The organism is Variovorax ginsengisoli, from assembly GCF_030811835.1.
Taxonomy (GTDB): Bacteria; Pseudomonadota; Gammaproteobacteria; order Burkholderiales; family Burkholderiaceae_C; genus Variovorax; species Variovorax ginsengisoli_C.
On the sequence record NZ_JAUSRO010000008.1, the window covers coordinates 25,907 to 44,624 of the forward strand.

General features: G+C 65.0%; 17 protein-coding genes. 10 read left to right on the plus strand and 7 right to left on the minus strand.

Features of this window, described 5'->3' with window-relative positions; all coding sequences use genetic code 11:
* Positions 1-9 precede the first annotated feature (9 nt).
* The 3 genes from lolA to J2W36_RS13620 all read right to left on the minus strand — a co-directional run bounded on the left by lolA (position 10) and on the right by J2W36_RS13620 (position 3,968).
* The gene (gene lolA, locus J2W36_RS13610) at positions 10-642 is read right to left on the minus strand and encodes an outer membrane lipoprotein periplasmic chaperone LolA (RefSeq protein ID WP_307690282.1); all 633 of its coding nucleotides are present in this window, start codon (positions 640-642) and stop codon (positions 10-12) included.
* Between the two features lie 17 nt (positions 643-659).
* Positions 660-3,137 (minus strand): DNA translocase FtsK, encoded by a 2,478-nt coding sequence (locus tag J2W36_RS13615; RefSeq protein WP_307690283.1) that lies wholly within the window; start codon positions 3,135-3,137, stop codon positions 660-662.
* Between the two features lie 156 nt (positions 3,138-3,293).
* Positions 3,294-3,968: a Crp/Fnr family transcriptional regulator gene (locus tag J2W36_RS13620; protein WP_307690284.1), complete on the minus strand. Its 675-nt coding sequence runs from the start codon at positions 3,966-3,968 to the stop codon at positions 3,294-3,296.
* A 159-nt stretch (positions 3,969-4,127) separates the two neighbouring features.
* Here J2W36_RS13620 and trxB point away from each other — a divergent pair, with 159 nt between their 5' ends.
* The 3 genes from trxB to rpmG all read left to right on the plus strand — a co-directional run bounded on the left by trxB (position 4,128) and on the right by rpmG (position 5,726).
* Entirely contained in the window at positions 4,128-5,090 is a 963-nt protein-coding gene (trxB, locus tag J2W36_RS13625) for a thioredoxin-disulfide reductase (RefSeq protein ID WP_307690285.1), read from the plus strand.
* A gap of 217 nt (positions 5,091-5,307) precedes the next feature.
* Entirely contained in the window at positions 5,308-5,541 is a 234-nt protein-coding gene (gene rpmB / locus J2W36_RS13630; protein ID WP_158724588.1) for a 50S ribosomal protein L28, read from the plus strand.
* Between the two features lie 11 nt (positions 5,542-5,552).
* Positions 5,553-5,726, plus strand: coding sequence for a 50S ribosomal protein L33 (gene rpmG / locus J2W36_RS13635; RefSeq protein WP_007830291.1), 174 nt, complete (start codon positions 5,553-5,555; stop codon positions 5,724-5,726).
* Positions 5,727-5,852: 126 nt separating this feature from the next.
* Here the strand turns inward: rpmG and J2W36_RS13640 are convergent, their stop codons facing one another.
* Both J2W36_RS13640 and J2W36_RS13645 read right to left on the minus strand, forming a co-directional pair.
* On the minus strand, positions 5,853-7,067 hold the full coding sequence (locus J2W36_RS13640; RefSeq protein ID WP_307690286.1) for a DesA family fatty acid desaturase: 1,215 nt from the start codon (positions 7,065-7,067) through the stop codon (positions 5,853-5,855).
* A gap of 131 nt (positions 7,068-7,198) precedes the next feature.
* On the minus strand, positions 7,199-8,470 hold the full coding sequence (locus tag J2W36_RS13645) for an RsmB/NOP family class I SAM-dependent RNA methyltransferase (RefSeq protein WP_307690287.1): 1,272 nt from the start codon (positions 8,468-8,470) through the stop codon (positions 7,199-7,201).
* Positions 8,471-8,547: 77 nt separating this feature from the next.
* Here J2W36_RS13645 and J2W36_RS13650 point away from each other — a divergent pair, with 77 nt between their 5' ends.
* Positions 8,548-8,784: a DUF1653 domain-containing protein gene (locus J2W36_RS13650; RefSeq protein ID WP_307690288.1), complete on the plus strand. Its 237-nt coding sequence runs from the start codon at positions 8,548-8,550 to the stop codon at positions 8,782-8,784.
* Here the strand turns inward: J2W36_RS13650 and purN are convergent.
* Complete coding sequence (gene purN, locus J2W36_RS13655) at positions 8,771-9,385, minus strand: phosphoribosylglycinamide formyltransferase (protein WP_307690289.1); 615 nt, start codon at positions 9,383-9,385, stop codon at positions 8,771-8,773. The two genes, J2W36_RS13650 and purN, sit on opposite strands and share 14 nt — an antisense overlap.
* Before the next feature lie 140 nt (positions 9,386-9,525).
* On the opposite strand from purN, the gene J2W36_RS13660 reads away from it, so the two are divergent.
* From J2W36_RS13660 to J2W36_RS13670, 3 genes are all read left to right on the plus strand, one after another.
* Positions 9,526-10,707: an acyl-CoA dehydrogenase family protein gene (locus J2W36_RS13660; protein ID WP_307690290.1), complete on the plus strand. Its 1,182-nt coding sequence runs from the start codon at positions 9,526-9,528 to the stop codon at positions 10,705-10,707.
* Between the two features lie 12 nt (positions 10,708-10,719).
* Positions 10,720-11,835: an acyl-CoA dehydrogenase family protein gene (locus J2W36_RS13665; protein ID WP_307690291.1), complete on the plus strand. Its 1,116-nt coding sequence runs from the start codon at positions 10,720-10,722 to the stop codon at positions 11,833-11,835.
* 98 nt (positions 11,836-11,933) lie between these two features.
* Complete coding sequence (locus J2W36_RS13670; protein WP_307690292.1) at positions 11,934-13,313, plus strand: alpha/beta fold hydrolase; 1,380 nt, start codon at positions 11,934-11,936, stop codon at positions 13,311-13,313.
* A gap of 48 nt (positions 13,314-13,361) precedes the next feature.
* On the opposite strand, the gene J2W36_RS13675 is transcribed toward J2W36_RS13670, so the two are convergent.
* On the minus strand, positions 13,362-13,919 hold the full coding sequence (locus J2W36_RS13675; RefSeq protein WP_307690293.1) for an HNH endonuclease: 558 nt from the start codon (positions 13,917-13,919) through the stop codon (positions 13,362-13,364).
* 168 nt (positions 13,920-14,087) lie between these two features.
* Between J2W36_RS13675 and J2W36_RS13680 the strand changes: the two genes are divergently transcribed.
* The 3 genes from J2W36_RS13680 to lspA all read left to right on the plus strand — a co-directional run bounded on the left by J2W36_RS13680 (position 14,088) and on the right by lspA (position 18,625).
* Positions 14,088-15,128 carry a bifunctional riboflavin kinase/FAD synthetase gene (locus J2W36_RS13680; protein ID WP_307690294.1) on the plus strand — a complete coding sequence of 347 codons (1,041 nt, stop codon included), beginning with the start codon at positions 14,088-14,090 and terminating at the stop codon, positions 15,126-15,128.
* Positions 15,129-15,245: 117 nt separating this feature from the next.
* Positions 15,246-18,113 (plus strand): isoleucine--tRNA ligase, encoded by a 2,868-nt coding sequence (gene ileS, locus J2W36_RS13685; RefSeq protein WP_307690295.1) that lies wholly within the window; start codon positions 15,246-15,248, stop codon positions 18,111-18,113.
* On the plus strand, positions 18,113-18,625 hold the full coding sequence (gene lspA, locus J2W36_RS13690; RefSeq protein ID WP_307690296.1) for a signal peptidase II: 513 nt from the start codon (positions 18,113-18,115) through the stop codon (positions 18,623-18,625). The genes ileS and lspA overlap by 1 nt, the downstream gene beginning before the upstream one ends.
* Positions 18,626-18,718: the final 93 nt, after the last annotated feature.

An 18,718-nucleotide genomic window follows, 5' to 3' on the forward strand; every position in this document is an offset into this window, starting at 1 on the left:
ATGTCCTGGTTATTGCTTGACGACGTCGGCGCCGGCAGGTGCCTTGAAGGCGAAGGTGCTCGCGCCCAGCGCCGGATTCACCTCGACCTTGTTGAATTTCAGCACCGAGCGCTGCCCGAAGCTGTCGAGGATTTCCAAGGCCGACAACGCATCGCCCTGGAAGCCGACCTGCACGCTCTGCAACTGCCCGTCCTTGGACTTGGGTATGGCCTTGACCCACTGCAGGCCATCGCGCTCGGGCGCCGACTCGAGCGTGAAATCACGCTTGAGCGCACCCAGGTCCGCAGCCGAGGCAATCAAGGCGGCGGGCGTCGAGCCCAGCGCTTGCGCCTGCGGCCGCTGCGTGACCTGATTGAGGTCGGCGTCGTAGAGCCACAGGCTCTGGCCGTCGGCCACGATGCTTTGCGCAAAGGGCTTCTTGTAGTCGAACTTGAACTTGCCCGGCCGCTGGAATTCGAACGTGCCGGTGGACGTCTTGACACGCGGCGCTTCGCCGTCGCGCGCCGGCGCCGTCACCATCTGCGTGAAGTCGGCCCGACCGGACTTCACCGTCTTCACGAAGGTTTCAAGGCTTTCCATGCCGCCCGCCCAGGCCCCCCCCGCGACCGCAAGAAGCGTGGCAGCAACCATCTTTTTCAACATTCCTTCGATTCCCATCATCATTCAGAGCGCGCGGGCACGAGGATCTCTCGCTGGCCCGCACCGCTCATTGCGCTGACCAGGCCGGCTTTTTCCATGTCCTCGACCAGCCGCGCAGCGCGGTTGTAGCCGATCTTCAGGTGGCGCTGCACCAGCGAAATGCTGGCTTTGCGGTTCTTGAGCACGACCTCGACCGCCTGGTCGTACATCGGGTCTTTTTCCGCATCACCACCACCCTCACCCATGAGACCACCGTCGTCGTCCACAGTTCCGCCTTCGAGCACCCCTTCGATGTAGTCCGGCTCCCCTTGTGTCTTGAGGTAGGCCACCACGCGATGCACTTCCTCGTCGCTCACGAAAGCGCCATGCACGCGGATGGGCAGGCCGGTACCGCTGGCCATGTACAGCATGTCGCCCATGCCCAACAGCGCCTCGGCACCCATCTGGTCGAGGATGGTGCGGCTGTCGATCTTGGAGCCGACCGAAAAGGCGATGCGCGTCGGGATGTTGGCCTTGATCAGACCGGTGATGACGTCCACGCTCGGGCGCTGGGTGGCCAGGATCAGGTGGATGCCTGCTGCGCGCGCCTTCTGCGCGAGGCGGGCGATCAGCTCCTCGATCTTCTTGCCGACCACCATCATCAGGTCGGCCAGCTCGTCGATGATGACCACGATGTGGGGTTCGCGGCGCAGTGGCTCCGGATCGTCCGGCGTCAGGCTGAAGGGGTTGTAGATGAACTCCTCGCGCGACTTGGCCTCGTCGATCTTGGCGTTGTAGCCGGCCAGGTTGCGCACGCCCAGCTTGCTCATCAGCTTGTAGCGCCGCTCCATCTCGGCCACGCACCAGGTCAGTCCGTGCGCCGCCTGGCGCATGTCGGTGACCACAGGCGCCAGCAAGTGCGGAATGCCTTCGTACACCGACATTTCCAGCATCTTCGGATCGATCATCAGAAGCCGCACGTCGCGCGCCTCGGCCTTGTAGAGCAGGCTCAGGATCATCGCGTTGATGCCCACCGACTTGCCCGAACCGGTGGTACCGGCCACCAGCACGTGCGGCATCTTCGCCAGGTCGGCCACGACCGGATTGCCGATGATGTCCTTGCCCAGGCCCATGGTCAGCATCGACCGGGCCTCGTGGTAGACCTGCGAGCCGAGGATTTCGCTCAGCTTGATCGACTGGCGCTTGGCGTTCGGCAGTTCGAGCGCCATGTAGTTCTTGCCGGGAATCGTCTCGACCACGCGGATCGACACCAGCGACAGCGACCGCGCCAGGTCCTTGGCCAGACCCAGAATCTGCGAGCCTTTCACGCCGGTGGCCGGCTCGATCTCGTAGCGCGTGATCACGGGGCCTGGCGAGGCCAGCACGACACGCACCTGGACGCCGAAGTCCTTGAGCTTCTTCTCGATCATGCGAGAGGTCATCTCCAGCGTGTCGCTGGACACGGTTTCCTGCTGCACCTGGGCTGCATCGAGCAGATCGACCTGCGGCAGCTTGCTGTCGGGAAGCTCGCGGAAAAGCGGGTTCTGACGCTCCTTGACCACGCGCTCGCTGCGGGGCACCTCGGTCATCCCGGGTTCGATCTGCACAGGTGGCGACGGCACTCGGCGCTTGGGAGGTGGTTCTGCCTGCATCGGCTCGTCACCGAAACCTGACGGCTCCCGCGGCTCCTGCCTCTCGAACGCGGCGGCCACACCCTTGGCGGCCTTGGGCGGCTTCGCGGCCGCGGCGCGAACCGGCGGCGCGGGCAAGTCGCCATCGATCAGTTCTTCGCGCTCACGGGCAGCCTGACGCCCCATGGCGAGGTCTTGGGCGATTTCGCGCTTTTCGCGGCGCAGCTCGAACAGCGAATAGACACGCGAACCGATGCGCTCGGCAATCACGCTCCAGGAGAAACGGAACACCAGTGCCGAGCCGATCACACCGCCGGCGATGGCGATCAGCGCCGAGCCCGTGAAGCCCAGCCACTTCACACTCAGCGGACCCACGAAATAGCCGAGGACGCCGCCGCCGTGCCCGGGCAGGCGGAACTCCAGGCGATAGAGGCGAGACCACTCCAGCATGGCGCTGGCGCACAAAAGCAACACCAGTCCGGCCCAAAACGCAATGCGGCTGCGATTGAAGCGGCCGCGTGTCGGCTGTCCCAGGGGGGTGGCCGCCGATGGGGCCTCGCCCCCGCGCAGCCAGCCGGCCAGCGACGACAGCCAGACACGCAGTCCGGCGGCCAGGCACCACCAGATCGAATAGCCACCCAGGAAATAACTGCCGTCGGCAATCCAGGCACCGATGCGTCCGCCCCAGTTCTTGACCTCACCGCCCGTACCGGACGTCGACCATGCCGCATCGGAGGGCGTGAAGCTCAGCATGGCAAGCAGCCAGAACAGCAGCACGACGAACCCGACCATCAAGGTGATTTCGTGCGCGAAGCGCATGGCGCGCAGACGCACGGGCTGCGCGTCAGTGGAAGAAGAGGACTGGAGTGTGTTCAGCGAATAAGTCATTGAAAGGCAAAGCACTCCGCTCGCGGACGCACGCGTCGAGGCCGAAGACGACAACGGAAAAACGAGAGCGCGCGGCCACGCCATCCACCTGCGCGCGGCGTGCTGACCACGCAGGAAGGCGCACGCATCAAGCCGCGCATCCGTCAATCGGTCATTCTAGGTCAGCGACGACAACCGCTCCTTGACCAGCATGGAGCCGTCGGCCTGCGTGTGGACAAATCCACGTTCCTCCAGGTCTTTCATCACCCGGCTGACCATTTCGCGCGAGGCGCCCACCATCTTGGCAAGGTCCTGCCGCGATATCTTGTCGCGGATCTTCAGATTTCCCAGCCCGTCGTCGACGGCGAATTCGATCAGCGAGCGCGCCACGCGCCCGTACACGTCCATGAGCGCCAACGACTCGATCTTGCGGTCGGCATGGCGCAGACGCTGGACCAGCCCGCGCATGACGTTGTAGGCCATCGAAGAGTTTTCGGGCAGGCAGCGCGAGAACGCAGCCCGGTTCAGCATGAGCACGTCAGTCTGGATTTCGGTGCGCACGGTGGCCGAATGCGGCTCGTCGTCGATCAGGCTCATCTCGCCAATGTAATCGCCCGGCTGGAGCGTGGCCAGGATGACTTCCCGCCCCCGGCTGTCGGCGCTCGTGACACGGGCGCGCCCGGTCAGGATGATGAACAGGGCATCAGTCTTCTTGCCCTGCTCGACCACCATTTCACCGCGCTTGAACCGCCGCTTGACGATCGCATCCGCAATGCTCGCCGACTGGCTGGGCGTAAGCGCGGAAAAAAGAGGCACTCGCCTCAGGAGCTCCAAGTTTGACAACATCGACATTTTTATTCATCCCCTACCTACGAACATGAGAAACCAATGCATTCTTACAATCGCGTGCATTGAATACACCCACCGCTCCTCGGATGCCGAACGGTGATACTCACCTATATTCATCGCAAAATGTACACGCTGAGCGCATGTACCTCCTAGGCTTTAATCATGTCTTCTCCCACCCAGCACGCCAAAGTCCTGATCCTCGGGTCGGGTCCCGCAGGCTACACGGCCGCCATCTACGCGGCTCGTGCCAATCTCCAGCCGCTCTTGATCACGGGCATTGCCCAGGGCGGCCAGCTCATGACGACCACCGAAGTCGACAACTGGCCGGCCGACATCCACGGCGTTCAGGGCCCCGAGCTGATGCAGCGCTTCCTGGAACATGCGGAACGCTTCAAGACGCAGATCGTGTTCGACCACATCAACAAGGTCGACTTCAGCCAGCGCCCGTTCACACTCACCGGCGACAGTGGCACCTACACCTGCGACGCGCTGGTGATCGCCACCGGCGCCTCCGCCAAGTACCTGGGCCTCGATTCCGAGCAAAAGTTCATGGGCCGCGGCGTGTCGGGCTGTGCGACCTGCGACGGTTTTTTCTACCGCGAGCAGGAGGTGTGCGTGATCGGCGGCGGCAACACCGCCGTCGAAGAAGCGCTGTACCTGTCGAACATCGCCAGCAAGGTTACGCTGGTTCACCGCCGCGACAAGTTCAAGGCCGAACCGATCCTTGTGGACAAACTCAACGAGAAGGCCGCCGAAGGCAAGATCGTGCTCAAGGTCCACAACACGCTCGACGAAGTGCTGGGCGACAACAGTGGCGTGACCGGCATCCGGCTGAAAAGCACGCTGACGGGTGAAACCGAGCAGATTGACCTGAAAGGCTGCTTCATCGCCATCGGCCACCATCCGAACACCGATATCTTCGAAGGCCAACTGCAGATGAAGGACGGCTACATCGTCACGCGCTCGGGCCTGCTGGGTTTCGCAACCATGACGAGCGTGCCGGGCGTTTTTGCCGCAGGAGACGTGCAGGATCACGTCTATCGCCAAGCGATCACCAGCGCCGGCACCGGCTGCATGGCGGCACTCGATGCGCAGCGTTTCCTGGAACAGGACGGCACGCTGTAAATGGACGCTTCACCGCCAGTGTCTTACGCGCTATAATCCGAGGCTTTGCCGAAATCAGCTCATGGGCTGATGGCCGGCAAGCCGGGTTACCGCCACCTGTTCATGGCGAGGTCAAGCTGCAAAACACCCTTCGCAACAACCGCTTTGCTGCGTTGTTGCACTGCTCCGGCACAGCCGGAGTTCGCGGGGTGCCAGCTGTTCAAGAAAGAGTGTTCACATGGCACGCGTATGTCAAGTCACGGGCAAGGGCCCGATGGTCGGAAACAATGTTTCCCACGCCAACAACAAAACCAAGCGCCGGTTCCTGCCGAACCTGCAATACCGTCGTTTCTGGGTCGAAACTGAAAACCGTTGGGTTCGCCTGCGGGTTTCGAGCGCTGCACTGCGCCTGATCGACAAGAACGGCATCGACGCCGTGCTCGCAGACCTGCGCGCACGCGGCCAAGCTTAAGGAACACCATCATGGCAACGAGCAAAGGCGGACGCGAAAAGATCAAGCTGGAATCCACTGCGGGTACCGGCCACTTCTACACCACCAGCAAGAACAAGAAGACGATGCCTGAAAAGATGTCGATCATGAAGTTCGACCCGAAGGCGCGCAAGCACGTCGAGTACAAGGAAATCAAGCTGAAGTAATTCAGCCTGCCCCACAAAAAACCCGCTGCGATCCAGCGGGTTTTTTGTTGTCTGGGCATATGCCCTGCACACCCGGCGGACGCAAAAAAGCCGGCGCAGAGGCCGGCTTTTCGGTGAAGGCAGATCTCAGGCCCGTGCGGCGCGCAGGCGTGTCGAGAACTCGCGCAGGCCGGCAATGCCGCTGGCTTCCGCACGGTGGCACCAGGCGGCCAAGTCGGCGGCCAGCTGCTCACGCGAGTGCGAGGTGTTCAGCCAAAGCTGGCGCAATTCCTCACGCATCGTGACCATCTTGTCGAGCACCGGGTGGGCCTCGCGCGCCTGCACCAACTGCGTGCGCGCCGAAGCAGGCACTTTGTCATCGTCGCGATGCAGCCAGCGCTTGGCCGCCTTGAGCACCGACATGTCGGCGCCCTTGGCCTTCAGTTGCGCCAACTCCAGCTTGGTGGTGCGGCGCATTTCTCGCGCATAGCCAGCCATCACCTCGTACCGGTTGGCGATCACGGCCTCCAGCGTCTTTTCGTTCGCCACGGGCTGCACGTCGCCCATCAGCATCTTCGGCGGCACTTTCTTGACCTTGGCCCAACCGATTTTCTGCATCGCCTGGATATAGACCCAGCCGATGTCGAACTCGTACTTCTTGACCGAAAACTTGGCCGATGTCGGGTACGTGTGGTGGTTGTTGTGCAGCTCTTCGCCGCCGATGATCAGCCCCCATGGCGAGATGTTGCGGCTCGCGTCCGCAGCCTCGAAGTTGCGATAACCCCAGTAATGGCCGATGCCGTTGATGATGCCCGCCGCGGTGATCGGGATCCAGAGCATCTGGACCGCCCACACCGCCATGCCCAGCGCGCCGAACAGCGCAAGGTTGATGATCAACATGAGACCCACGCCCTGCCAGCTGTAGCGGGTGTAGAGATGGCGTTCGATCCAGTCGTCAGGCGTGCCGTGACCGTAACGGTCCATCGTTTCCTGATTCTTCGACTCCTTGCGGTACAGCTCGGCGCCGCGCCACAGGACTTCGTCGATGCCCTTGACCTGCGGGCTGTGCGGATCGTCGACCGTCTCGCACTTGGCGTGGTGCTTGCGGTGGATGGCGACCCACTCCTTGGTCACCATGCCGGTGCCGAGCCACAGCCAGAAACGGAAGAAATGCGACGGGATCGGGCCCAGGTCCATCGCCCGGTGCGTTTGCGTGCGGTGCAGAAAGATCGTGACCGCAGCGATCGTGATGTGCGTGGTGACGAGCGTGTACAGCACCACCTCCCACCAGGCGAGATCCCACAAGCCGTGTCCAAGCCAGGTGATGGCCGCGTCCAGGACGGCAGAGTCAGGAAGCATCATTGAATTCAGTACTCCATTGCCACACGACGGTGTAGCTTTTCAGGTAAGCATCGATTTTAAAGGCTGGGCCACAAAAAGTGTGCCAAACCTTTGTCACATCAGGCGTTTACCTGTTGTTTGGAGTGCGTGCCCTACTTCCGGTTCCATACGGCGGCAAAGAAACCGTCGGTTGCATGCCGGTGCGGCCAGAGCCGCAGATAGCGCCGCGCGCTTTCGCCACCCGCGCAAAGCGTCTGCGCAGCGTCGACCTTCAGGCCGTCGAGCAGGTCGGCCGCATCCTGAAGGACGAAATCAGGGTTGGCGGCAGAAAAAGCCTCGGCGATTGCCTCGTTTTCCTCTGGCAGCACGCTGCATGTGGCGTAAACCAGACGGCCGCCCGATTTCACCAGGCGCGCCGCGCTTTGCAGGATGGCCGTCTGCTTGGCGGTCAGTTCTTCCACGGCCTTGGCCGACTGGCGCCATTTCAGGTCAGGATTGCGGCGCAACGTGCCCAGACCCGAGCAGGGTGCATCGACCAGCACCCGGTCGATCTTGCCAGCCAGGCGCTTGATGCGCTCGTCGCGCTCGTGCGCAATGGCCGCAGGATGCACGTTCGACAGCTTGCTGCGCGCCAGTCGTGGCTTGAGCGCATCCAGGCGGTGGGCGGAGGTGTCGAAGGCGTAGAGGCGCCCGGTGTTGCGCATGGTTGCACCTATGGCCAGCGTCTTGCCGCCCGCGCCTGCGCAGAAATCCACCACCATCTCACCGCGCTTGGCGTCGAGCAGCAGGGCGAGCAACTGCGAGCCCTCGTCCTGCACCTCGATGGCACCGCGCGCGAAGGCGTCGAGCTTGGTCAGCGCCGGTTTGCCTTCGATGCGCAGGCCCCAGGGCGAGAACGGCGTGGGCACCGCCTTGAGCGCTGCCTTGGCCAGTTCCTTCTGCACGTCGGCGCGTTTGTCGTGAAGCATGTTCACACGCAGGTCCAAAGGCGCCGGCTGCTGCAGGCTGGCGACCAGCGGCCAGAATTCGTCGCCCAATTGCGCCTTCAACGGCGCGACCAGCCATTCGGGCAGGTTGTGGCGGTGGCGTTCCAGCAGATCGCTCTCCTGGACGGCGTCGCAGTTGTCGAGCCAGCGCTTTTCCACGTCGTTGAGCGCGCTCTTGAGGAAATCGCGTGGGCCGTGGAAGCCCAGGATCGCCATGCGGCGCTCCTTGGAGCCGGTGCCCGAGGGCGACAGGTGATCGAACAACAGCTTCTTGCGCAGCACGGTGTAGACCGTCTCTGCCAGGGTGGCGCGCTCGCGCGGACCGAACTCGCGGTGATCGCGGAAAAAACGGGAAACGACCTGGTCGGCCGGGTGATCGAATTTCAGGACAAGGCCCACCAGATCGGCGGTGGCCTCCAACAGGGCTTTGGGGTGCATGCCCCGATTGTCTCAGCCGCAGCGCCCCAGGGACTTTCCAATGCGCATCACCCCGCACATCGCGCAGAATCCGCAGGGTGAACGACACCGACCTGCCCCCTCTCATCGCCACGCCGCCCGGGCGCTACCGCCACTACAAAGGGGGCGAATACGAAGTCATCGACACCGTGCGCCACAGCGAAACACTCGAGCCCCTGACGCTCTACCGTGCGCTCTATGGTCAGCGCGGCCTGTGGGTGCGGCCGGCCGCCATGTTCGGCGAGACCATCGAATTCGAAGGGGTGCGCCAGCCCCGCTTCGTCAGGACGGACTGAACGCAGGCTCGGCCGCGCGCGCCTGCGCCGCCAGCCAGCCGCCAATGGCACGCGGATAGAGCAGATGCTCCTGCGTCAGGATGCGTGCGGCCAGTGCCGCCGCTGTATCGTCCGCGAGCACCGGCACCACCGCCTGATCGAGGATCGGGCCGTGGTCGAGTTCGGCCGTGACCTGATGAACCGTCACGCCCGCCACCTTGCAGCCGGCGTCGATCGCGCGCTGGTGCGTGTGCAGCCCCGGAAAGGCCGGCAACAGCGACGGATGGATGTTCAGCAGCCGGCCGGCATAACGTGCAACGAAACCCGGTGTGAGGATGCGCATAAAGCCGGCGAGCACCACCAGCGCTGGCGCGTGCGCGTCGATCGCCTCGGCCAGCGCCGTGTCGAACAATTCGCGCGTGGCGAACGCCTTGTGCGATACGACCGCCGTGGCGATGCCCTCGGCCTGTGCAAAAACCAGCCCACCGGCTTCTGCCTTGTTGCTGATGACCGCCGTCACGCGCGCGCCGAAGCGCTCGGCCCAGCGTTCCTGTCGGGCACTACGCACGATGGCCGCCATGTTGGAGCCTTCGCCGGAAATCAATATCACGATGTTCTTCATGGGACGCCGGATTATCTCCGCACGCCGCGCAAGTACTGCTTGTCGCCGCGCGGACATGCATTTACCGCACGACCGTGCTAAAAACATGGTTCACGGAGACAGGCCGCGCATGCGGCATCGATCAACACAGCGAGGCACGCATGGATTTGAGCTTCACCCCCGAAGAACAGAAGTTCCGCGAGGACATCCGCGCCTGGGTCAAGGACAACCTTCCCCAGGAAATTTCCCATAAGGTCCACAACGCCCTGGAGCTCACGCGCGACGACATGCAGCGCTGGGCCAAAATCCTCGGCAAGAAAGGCTGGCTGGGTTACGGCTGGCCCACCGAATTCGGTGGCCCGGGCTGGACCGCCATTCAGCGCCATCTCTTCGAGGAAGAAACCGCGCTGGCGGGTGCGCCACGCATCGTGCCCTTCGGCCCGGTGATGGTCGCCCCGGTGATCCAGGCCTTCGGCAACGCCGAGCAGCAAAAGCGCTTTCTCCCCGGCATCGCCAGCGGCGAGGTGTGGTGGAGCCAGGGCTACAGCGAACCTGGCTCGGGCTCCGACCTGGCATCGGTGAAGACCAAGGCCGAGCGTCAGGGCGACAAGTACATCGTCAACGGCCAGAAGACCTGGACCACGCTCGGCCAGTACGGCGACTGGATGTTCAACCTCGTGCGCACCAGCAACGAGGGCAAGCCGCAGACCGGCATCAGCTTCCTGCTGCTCGACATGAAGTCGCCCGGTGTCACGGTGCGCCCGATCAAGCTGCTCGACGGCAGCCACGAGGTCAATGAGGTCTGGTTCGACAACGTGGAAGTGCCCGCCGAGAACCTGATCGGCGAGGAAAACAAGGGCTGGACCTACGCCAAGCACCTGTTGAGCCATGAGCGCACCAACATCGCCGACGTGAACCGCGCCAAGCGCGAACTCGAACGCCTCAAGCGCATCGCCCGAAGCGAAGGCGTGTGGGACGACGTCCGCTTCCGCGACGAGATCGCCCGGCTCGAAGTCGACGTGGTCGCGCTCGAGATGCTGGTGCTGCGCGTGCTGTCGGCCGCCAGCTCGGGCAAGAACTCGCTGGATATCGCCGGCCTGCTCAAGATCAAGGGCAGCGAAATCCAGCAACGTTACAGCGAACTCATGATGCTCGCGGGTGGCCCCTATTCGTTGCCGCTGGTGCGCGAAGCCATGGCTGCAGGCTGGCAGGGCAACTTCCCAGGCGGCAACCCGGCGCTCGCACCGCTGTCGTCGACCTTCTTCAACATGCGCAAGACCACGATCTACGGCGGCTCCAACGAAGTCCAACGCAACATCGTGGCGCAAACGGTTCTGGGCTGAGGAGACACACATATGGACTTCAATTTTTCCGACGACCAGGAACAGCTGCGCGATGCGGTGCGCAAGTGGGTCGACAAGAGCTACGACTTCGAACGCCGTCGTCGCACCGAAGCTGCCGGCGGCTTTTCGCGCGAAGCCTGGGACGCGCTGGGTGAACTGGGGCTGGGAGGCCTCTACATTGCCGAGGATGACGGCGGCCTGGGCATGGGCCCAGTGGCCGGGATGGTCGTCATGGAAGAGCTCGGGCGCGGCATCGTGCTGGAACCCTTCGTGCAGACGCTGATCGCTGGTGGCGTGCTCAGCGCCTACGCAGGCGCCGACCTGAAGGAAGGCTGGTTGCCGCGCATTGCGGGCGGACAGGCACTGGTGTCGCTCGCTTATCAGGAGCGCAAGGCGCGCTACCGGCTGGACGTGTGCGAAGCGAGGGCCGCGAAAAATGGCGACGACTGGACGGTTTCCGGCACCAAGAGCCTGGTGGCGGCGGGCGACGAAGCCGATGCCTTCCTGGTGCCCGCGCAAGTCGACGGCCAGATCGCCCTCTTCCTGGTCGAGCGCAGCGCCGACGGCGTGGCCGCCAGCGGCTATGGCACGCAGGACGGCAGCCGTGCAGCCGAAGTCGTGTTCGACAAGGCCGCCGCCACGCTCGTCACGCCCGACGGCCTGACCGCGCTCGAGCACGCGGTGGACATCGGCATTGCCGCCGTCGCGGCCGAAGCCGTCGGTGTGATGGACAAGACGCTGGCGGTCACGGTCGACTACATGAACACGCGCAAGCAGTTCGGCGTGACCATCGCGACCTTTCAGGCCCTGCGCCATCGCGTGGCCGACATGAAGATGCAGCTCGAACTGGCGCGATCGATGAGCTACTACGCCAGCCTCAAGCTCAATGCGCCCGCGCCCGAACGCCGGCAGGCGATGGCGCGCGCCAAGTACCAGCTCGGCGTGTCGATGCGCTTCGTCGGCCAGCAGGCAGTGCAGCTGCACGGCGGCATCGGCGTGACGGACGAATACATCGTGAGCCACTACTTCAAACGCTTGACGCAGCTGGAGATGACCTTCGGCGATTCGCTGCACCACCTGGGCGAAGTCTCGGCACGCATGCAGGACACGGCCGGCGTCTTCGCCTGATCCGGCGCGTCACCGCCACTGCCACCGAGCCCGTCGACGCGCGCACGATCCCGCGCGTCGACGGGTTTTCCACATCTGGAACGAAGCTTGCACCGACCATGCTCCAACGCCGCACCCTGCTCGCCCTGAGTCTTTCCACCGCCATGCTCGCCGCCTGCGCCACCGGGCCGTCGCTCACCGAGCGCCCGCCCATCGTGTTCGTGCACGGCAACGGGGATTCGGCCGCGCTCTGGCAGACCACGATCTGGCGCTTCGAGTCGAACGGCTGGCCGCGCGACCGGCTCTTCGCATTCGACCAGCCGCTGCCGCTTGCGCGCGACAGCGATCCGGTCGCCCAGGCAGGCCGGAGTTCGACTGCCGAGTCGCTGGCCTTCCTGCAGGCCGAGGTCGAGCGCGTGCTGCAGGCCACCGGCGCACGCAAGGTGGTGCTGATCGGCAACTCGCGTGGCGGCAACACCATCCGCAACTATGTGCAGAACGGGGGCGGCGACCAGCGGGTGAGCGACGTCATCCTGGGCGGCAACCCGGCGCATGGCATCTGGAACATCGCGGGCTTCAACGAGGCCAGCGAGTTCTCCGCCCGGTCACCGTTCCTGCGCCAGCTCAACGCGCCCAAGGGCCCGAACGGCGACGAGGTCACGCCCGGCGTGCGCTGGCTCACGGTTCGCTCGGACAGCAACGACAAGTACGCGCAGCCCGACGCCGTCTGGATCGGCATGCCGGGCAAGCCGACGAACGTCGGTTTCGACGGCCCGGCGCTCCGGGGCGCCAGCAACGTGGTGGTGCCACGCGTCGACCACCGTGAAACCTCGTTTTCACCAGCCGCCTTCGATGCCGCCTGGCGCTTCCTGACCGGGGCCGCACCAGCCACCCTGCAACCCATCCCCGAGTCCAGCGTCACGCTCAGCGGGCGCGTGACGGGCCTGGGGACCGACTCGCTGAATCCAAAGAGCGGCAACTTCACCAACAACCTGCCGTTGCCAGGTGCGCAGCTGACCGTGTTTGCGGTCGATCCGTCCACCGGTCAGCGGCGCGGCAATGCCGCCTGGGCGCAAACCATGGGCGCCGAAGGCCTCTGGGGCCCGTTCAACGCCCGACCCGATACGTTCTACGAGTTCGTCATTGCCGCCCCCGGCTACGACACCACCCACATCTACCGCAGCCCGTTCCCGCGCTCCAGCGCAGTGGTACAGATGCGCCCCGAGCGCGTGCTGCCGGCCGACCGCGATGCCCAGGCGCTGGTTCTGATGACGCGCCCGCGTGGCTATTTCGACCTGCAGCGCGACACCTTGCGCCTGGACGGCAACGCTCGGCCCGCCGGGGTGCCACCGCAAGGTGCCGGGGTTGCCAGCGCCAAGCTGAAACTGCCAAGCGATGCACCGCGTGCGGTCACGGCCGAATTCAACGCGGAACGCGTGGTCGGCCAGACATGGCCGCTGGCGCAGGGCCATGTGAGCGTGCTCGAACTGACCTATTGAGCCATGTCCTGGGCCGCAGCAAGACGCCGGCCCCGGCTTCAAGACCACTCAGGTGTAAAGCCTGGAGCTCTGCGGCAGGTGCGCCATCAAGAACTCCATCTGGTCGGCCAGGATGCGACGGTTGCGCAGAATGAAATCTTCCCAGAGCGTGGGCACGTAGGGCGTGTAGAGCAGCGGCATGTTGGCCTGCTCGGGCGTGCGGCTGCTCTTGCGGTGGTTGCACGGCTTGCAGGCCGTGACCACGTTCATCCACGTGTCGATGCCGCGCTGGGCGAACGGGATGATGTGCTCGCGGGTGAGCTCGTCGTCGTGGAAGCGCCCGCCGCAATAGGCACACACGTTGCGGTCGCGTGCGAACAGCTTGCTGTTGGTCAGGCCGGGGCGCTGGGCGAACGGGTTGATGCGCGGCACGCCCTTTGTTCCGATGATGCTGTTGACAGCAATCTGCGACTGACGCCCTGTGACCGAGTTGTGGCCACCGCGAAACAGCGCGACCTGCACCCCCACCTCCCAGCGCACCTCGTCAGCGGCGTAATGGGTGACCGCCTGTTCAAGCGATATCCACGATTGGGGCAGCCCTTGGGCCGACAGCTTCAAGACCTTCACCACTCGCCTCCTCACAACAGGGAAGAAATTCGGAAAGACCAGGGCCGCTGCAAGCGCCCGGCGGGCCCATGCATCGACGCAGTGCGTCACAATATACCGGCTTTGTGACAGATTGGCCTGTCATGCCCGCCGTGCGGGCTTCAAGCGCTATCAAAATTAGATCCATCCATGCAGGTTTTCCGCGGGTTCAGACATCCGGGCGTGGCTCCGGCCTGCGCCCTGACCATTGGCAATTTCGACGGCGTGCACCGGGGCCATCAGGCCATGCTGGCGCTGCTGCAGACCGAGGCGCGCCAGCGCGGGCTGCCCAGTTGCGTGCTGACCTTCGAGCCGCATCCGCGCGACTACTTCGCCGCGGCCAGCAAACGGCCCGAGCTCGCGCCAGCGCGCATCGGCACGCTGCGCGACAAGCTCGGCGAACTCGCCGCGGCCGGCGTGGCGCAGACGGTGGTGCTGCCCTTCGATGCGCGGCTGGCCGCACAGACGCCGGAAGAATTCATTCGCGACGTGCTCCTCGAAGGGCTGGGCGCGCGGTACGTGCTCGTCGGTGACGACTTCCGCTTCGGCGCCCGGCGCGCAGGCGACTACGCCATGCTCGACCAGGCCGGTGTGCAGCACGGTTTCGACGTGGCGCGCATGAACAGCTACGAGGTGCGCGGCCTGCGCGTGTCCAGTTCGGCGGTGCGCGACGCCCTTGCCGAGGGCCGCATGGCCGATGCCCACACCCTGCTCGGCAGGCCCTATGCCATCTCCGGCCACGTGGTGCACGGCCGCAAGCTGGGGCGTGCGCTGGGGGCTTCCGCGCCCGGACGCGACGACGGTTTCCGCACGCTCAACCTGCGCTTCAAGCACTGGAAACCGGCCGCCAGCGGCATCTTTGCCGTGCTGGTGCATGGCCTGGCGGCCCACCCGCTGCAGGGCGTTGCCAACCTGGGCGTGCGCCCTTCACTCGATGCCAATGACGTCAATGGCGGGCGCGTGCTGCTGGAGACGCATTGCCTCGATTGGCCCGCCGAACTCGGCAAGGAAGGGGCCTACGGTAAAATCGTCCACGTGGAACTTCTGCACAAACTGCATGACGAATTGCGCTACACCAGCCTCGAAGCCCTGACCGCGGGCATCGCCAAGGATGGCGCCGACGCACGTGCCTTCTTTGCCTCCTCCACCCACGCCGAAACACAACGTCAGACCACGCGCGACCGAATTTAGGGCGGGAAGCCGATCCCGCTCCTTCGCCACTTCTCGCGTCCCGCGTCGCCATGATCGGCGCCGCACGCATACTTCGATTCTTCGCGCTGCAAGGCAGCGCAGATATCCGGAACTCCCATGGCTGACAACAAGACCGACGGCGGCACCGATTACCGCGCCACCCTGAACCTGCCCGACACCCCCTTTCCAATGCGCGGCGACATGGCCAAGCGCGAGGCAGGATGGGTCAAGGAATGGGAAGACGAAGGCCGCTACCAGCGCCTGCGCGACGCCCGCCGGGGTGCGCCCAAGTTCATCCTGCATGACGGGCCACCCTACGCCAACGGCCAGATCCACATGGGTCATGCGGTCAACAAGATCCTCAAGGACATGATCACCAAGGCGCGCCAGCTCAAGGGCTTCGACGCGTTGTACGTGCCCGGCTGGGACTGTCACGGCCTGCCGATCGAGAACGCCATCGAGAAAAAGCATGGCCGCAACCTCAGCCGCGATGACATGCAGGCCAAGAGCCGCGCGTTCGCGACCGAGCAGATCGCCCAGCAGATGGCCGACTTCAAGCGCCTGGGCGTACTGGGCGAATGGGACCATCCGTACAAGACCATGGACTTCGCCAACGAAGCGGGCGAGCTGCGCGCGTTCAAGCGCGTGATCGAACGCGGCTTCGTCTACCGCGGCCTGAAGCCCGTGTATTGGTGCTTCGACTGTGGCTCGTCGTTGGCCGAGTTCGAGATCGAGTACGCCGACAAGAAGTCGCAGACCCTCGACGTGGCCTTCAAGGCGCACGATCCAGCGCTGCTTGCTGCCGCCTTCGGCTTGCCGCTGCTGACCAAGGATGCGTTCGCCGTCATCTGGACCACCACCGCCTGGACGCTGCCGGCCAACCAGGCGCTGAACCTGAACCCCGAGCTCGACTACGCACTGGTCGACACCGAGCGCGGCCTGCTGGTGCTGGCGGAGTCGCTGGTCGAGATGTGCATGAACCGCTACGCACTGGACGGCCGCGTGCTGGCCGTGGTCAAGGGCGAGAAGCTCGGCGGGCTGGAATTCGAGCATCCGCTCTACGACGTGAAGGACGCCCAGGGCGTCTACGGCTACCGCCGCCTGTCGCCCGTCTACCTGGCCGACTACGCGACCGCCACCGACGGTACCGGGCTGGTGCACTCGTCGCCGGCCTACGGCGTGGAAGACTTCAACTCCTGCGTGGCCCACGGCGTCGCCTACGACGACATTTTGAACCCGGTGCAGGGCAACGGCACGTACGCGGCCGAACTGCCCCTGTTCGGCGGCCAGCACATCTGGAAGGCCGCGCCGGTCGTCATCGAAGCGCTGCGCGATGCGGGCCGGCTGCTGACGACCGAAACAATCACCCACAGCTACCCGCACTGCTGGCGCCACAAGACGCCGGTGATCTACCGCGCTGCGGCGCAGTGGTTCATCCGCATGGACGAGGGCGAAGGCGTGTTCACCAAGGACAAGGCGCCGCTGACGCTGCGCCAGACCGCGCTGGCCGCCATCGAACAGACGAGCTTCTATCCGGAAAACGGCAAGGCACGCCTGCACGACATGATCGCCGGTCGGCCCGACTGGTGCATCTCGCGCCAGCGCAGCTGGGGCGTGCCGATCCCCTTCTTCCTGCACAAGGATTCGGGCGAGCTGCACCCGCGCACGATGGAGATCCTCGACCAGGCCGCCGACATCGTGGAAGCGGGCGGGATCGAGGCCTGGAGCCGCGTGACCGTCGAGGAGATCCTCGGCGCCGAAGACGCGCCGAACTACACCAAGAGCACCGACATCCTGGAGGTGTGGTTCGACTCGGGCTCGACCTTCTGGCACGTGCTGCGCGGCACGCACCCCACGGTGCACCACGACGCCGGCCCTGAAGCCGACCTGTACCTCGAAGGTCATGACCAGCACCGCGGCTGGTTCCACTCGTCGCTGCTGCTGGCCTCGGCGCTCGAAGGCCGTGCGCCCTACCGCGGCCTGCTGACGCACGGCTTCACGGTCGACAGCCAGGGCCGCAAGATGAGCAAGTCGCTGGGCAACGGCATCGACCCGCAGGAGGTCAGCAAGAAGCTCGGCGCCGAAATCATCCGCCTGTGGGTGGCCGCGAGCGATTACTCGGGCGACATCGCGGGCGACGACAAGATCCTCGCGCGCGTGGTCGACGCCTACCGCCGCATCCGCAACACGCTGCGCTTCCTGCTGGCGAACACCAGCGACTTCGACATCGCCAAGGATGCCGTCCCGCTTGCACAGATGCTCGAGATCGACCGCTTCGCGCTCAGCCGCGCGGCGCAGTTCCAGGCCGAGATCCTGGCCCACTACGAGGTGTACGAGTTCCATCCGGTGGTGGCCAAGCTGCAGCTCTACTGCTCGGAAGACCTCGGTGGCTTCTACCTCGATGTGCTCAAGGACCGGCTCTACACGACCGCGCCCGGCTCCCACGCGCGACGCAGCGCGCAGACCGCGCTCTGGCACATCACCCAGGCAATGCTGCGCTGGATGGCGCCTTTCCTCAGCTTCACGGCCGAAGAGGCGTGGAAGCTGGTGGGCACGGGCCAGCCGGGTGACTCGATCTTCACGCAGACCTACAGCGACCTGGGCACGCCGGATGCGGCGCTGCTGGCCAAGTGGTCGCGCATCCGCGAGTTGCGCGACGTGGTCAACAAGGACATCGAGGCGTTGCGCGCAGCCGGCCAGGTCGGCGCGTCGCTGCAGGCCAACGTGGTTCTGACGGCCACGCCGGACGACCATGCGCTGCTCGCGTCGCTGGGCGACGACCTCAAGTTCGTGCTCATCACGTCGGCCATCGCGCTGGTGGCCGGCGACGCGCTGGCCACGACCGTTCAGCCCAGCACCGACACCAAGTGCGAACGCTGCTGGCACTACCGTGCCGATGTCGGCCACGACCCGGCGCACCCGACGATCTGCGGCCGCTGCACCAGCAACCTCTACGGCGCGGGCGAAGCGCGGAGCATCGCGTAATGGCCCGCACTGCCTCCACCCGCAAGCTGTCGTCGTCCGGCGCCGGCATCTGGCCCTGGCTCGGCCTGTCGCTGGTGCTGTTCATCCTTGACCAGTTCACCAAGACGCTGATCCTCGGCTACTACCGGCTCGGCGACGCGACCTACGTCACCGGCTTCTTCAACATCGTGCGGGCTCACAACACCGGCGCGGCCTTCTCGTTCCTGGCGGACCACTCGGGCTGGCAGCGCTGGCTGTTCACCGGCATCGGCGTGGGCGCGGCGGTGTTCATCGTCTGGATGCTGAAGTCGCACCCTGGCCAGAAGCTGTTCAGCTTCGCGATGGCCTGCATCCTGGGCGGCGCCATCGGTAACGTGGTCGACCGGATGATGCATGGCTACGTGGTCGACTTCCTCGACTTCCACCTGGGCAGCAGCCACTTCCCGGCCTTCAACGTGGCCGACAGTGCCATCACCATCGGCGCGATCTGCCTGATCCTCGACGAGATCCGGCGCGTGCGGCGCGGCAAGTAGCGCCCCGGCCTTCCGCCGAACCGACAGCCGCGTTGCCCTCCCAGGGTTAACGCGGTTTTTTCTTGGTCATCAGGGCGTCACACTGACGCGGTC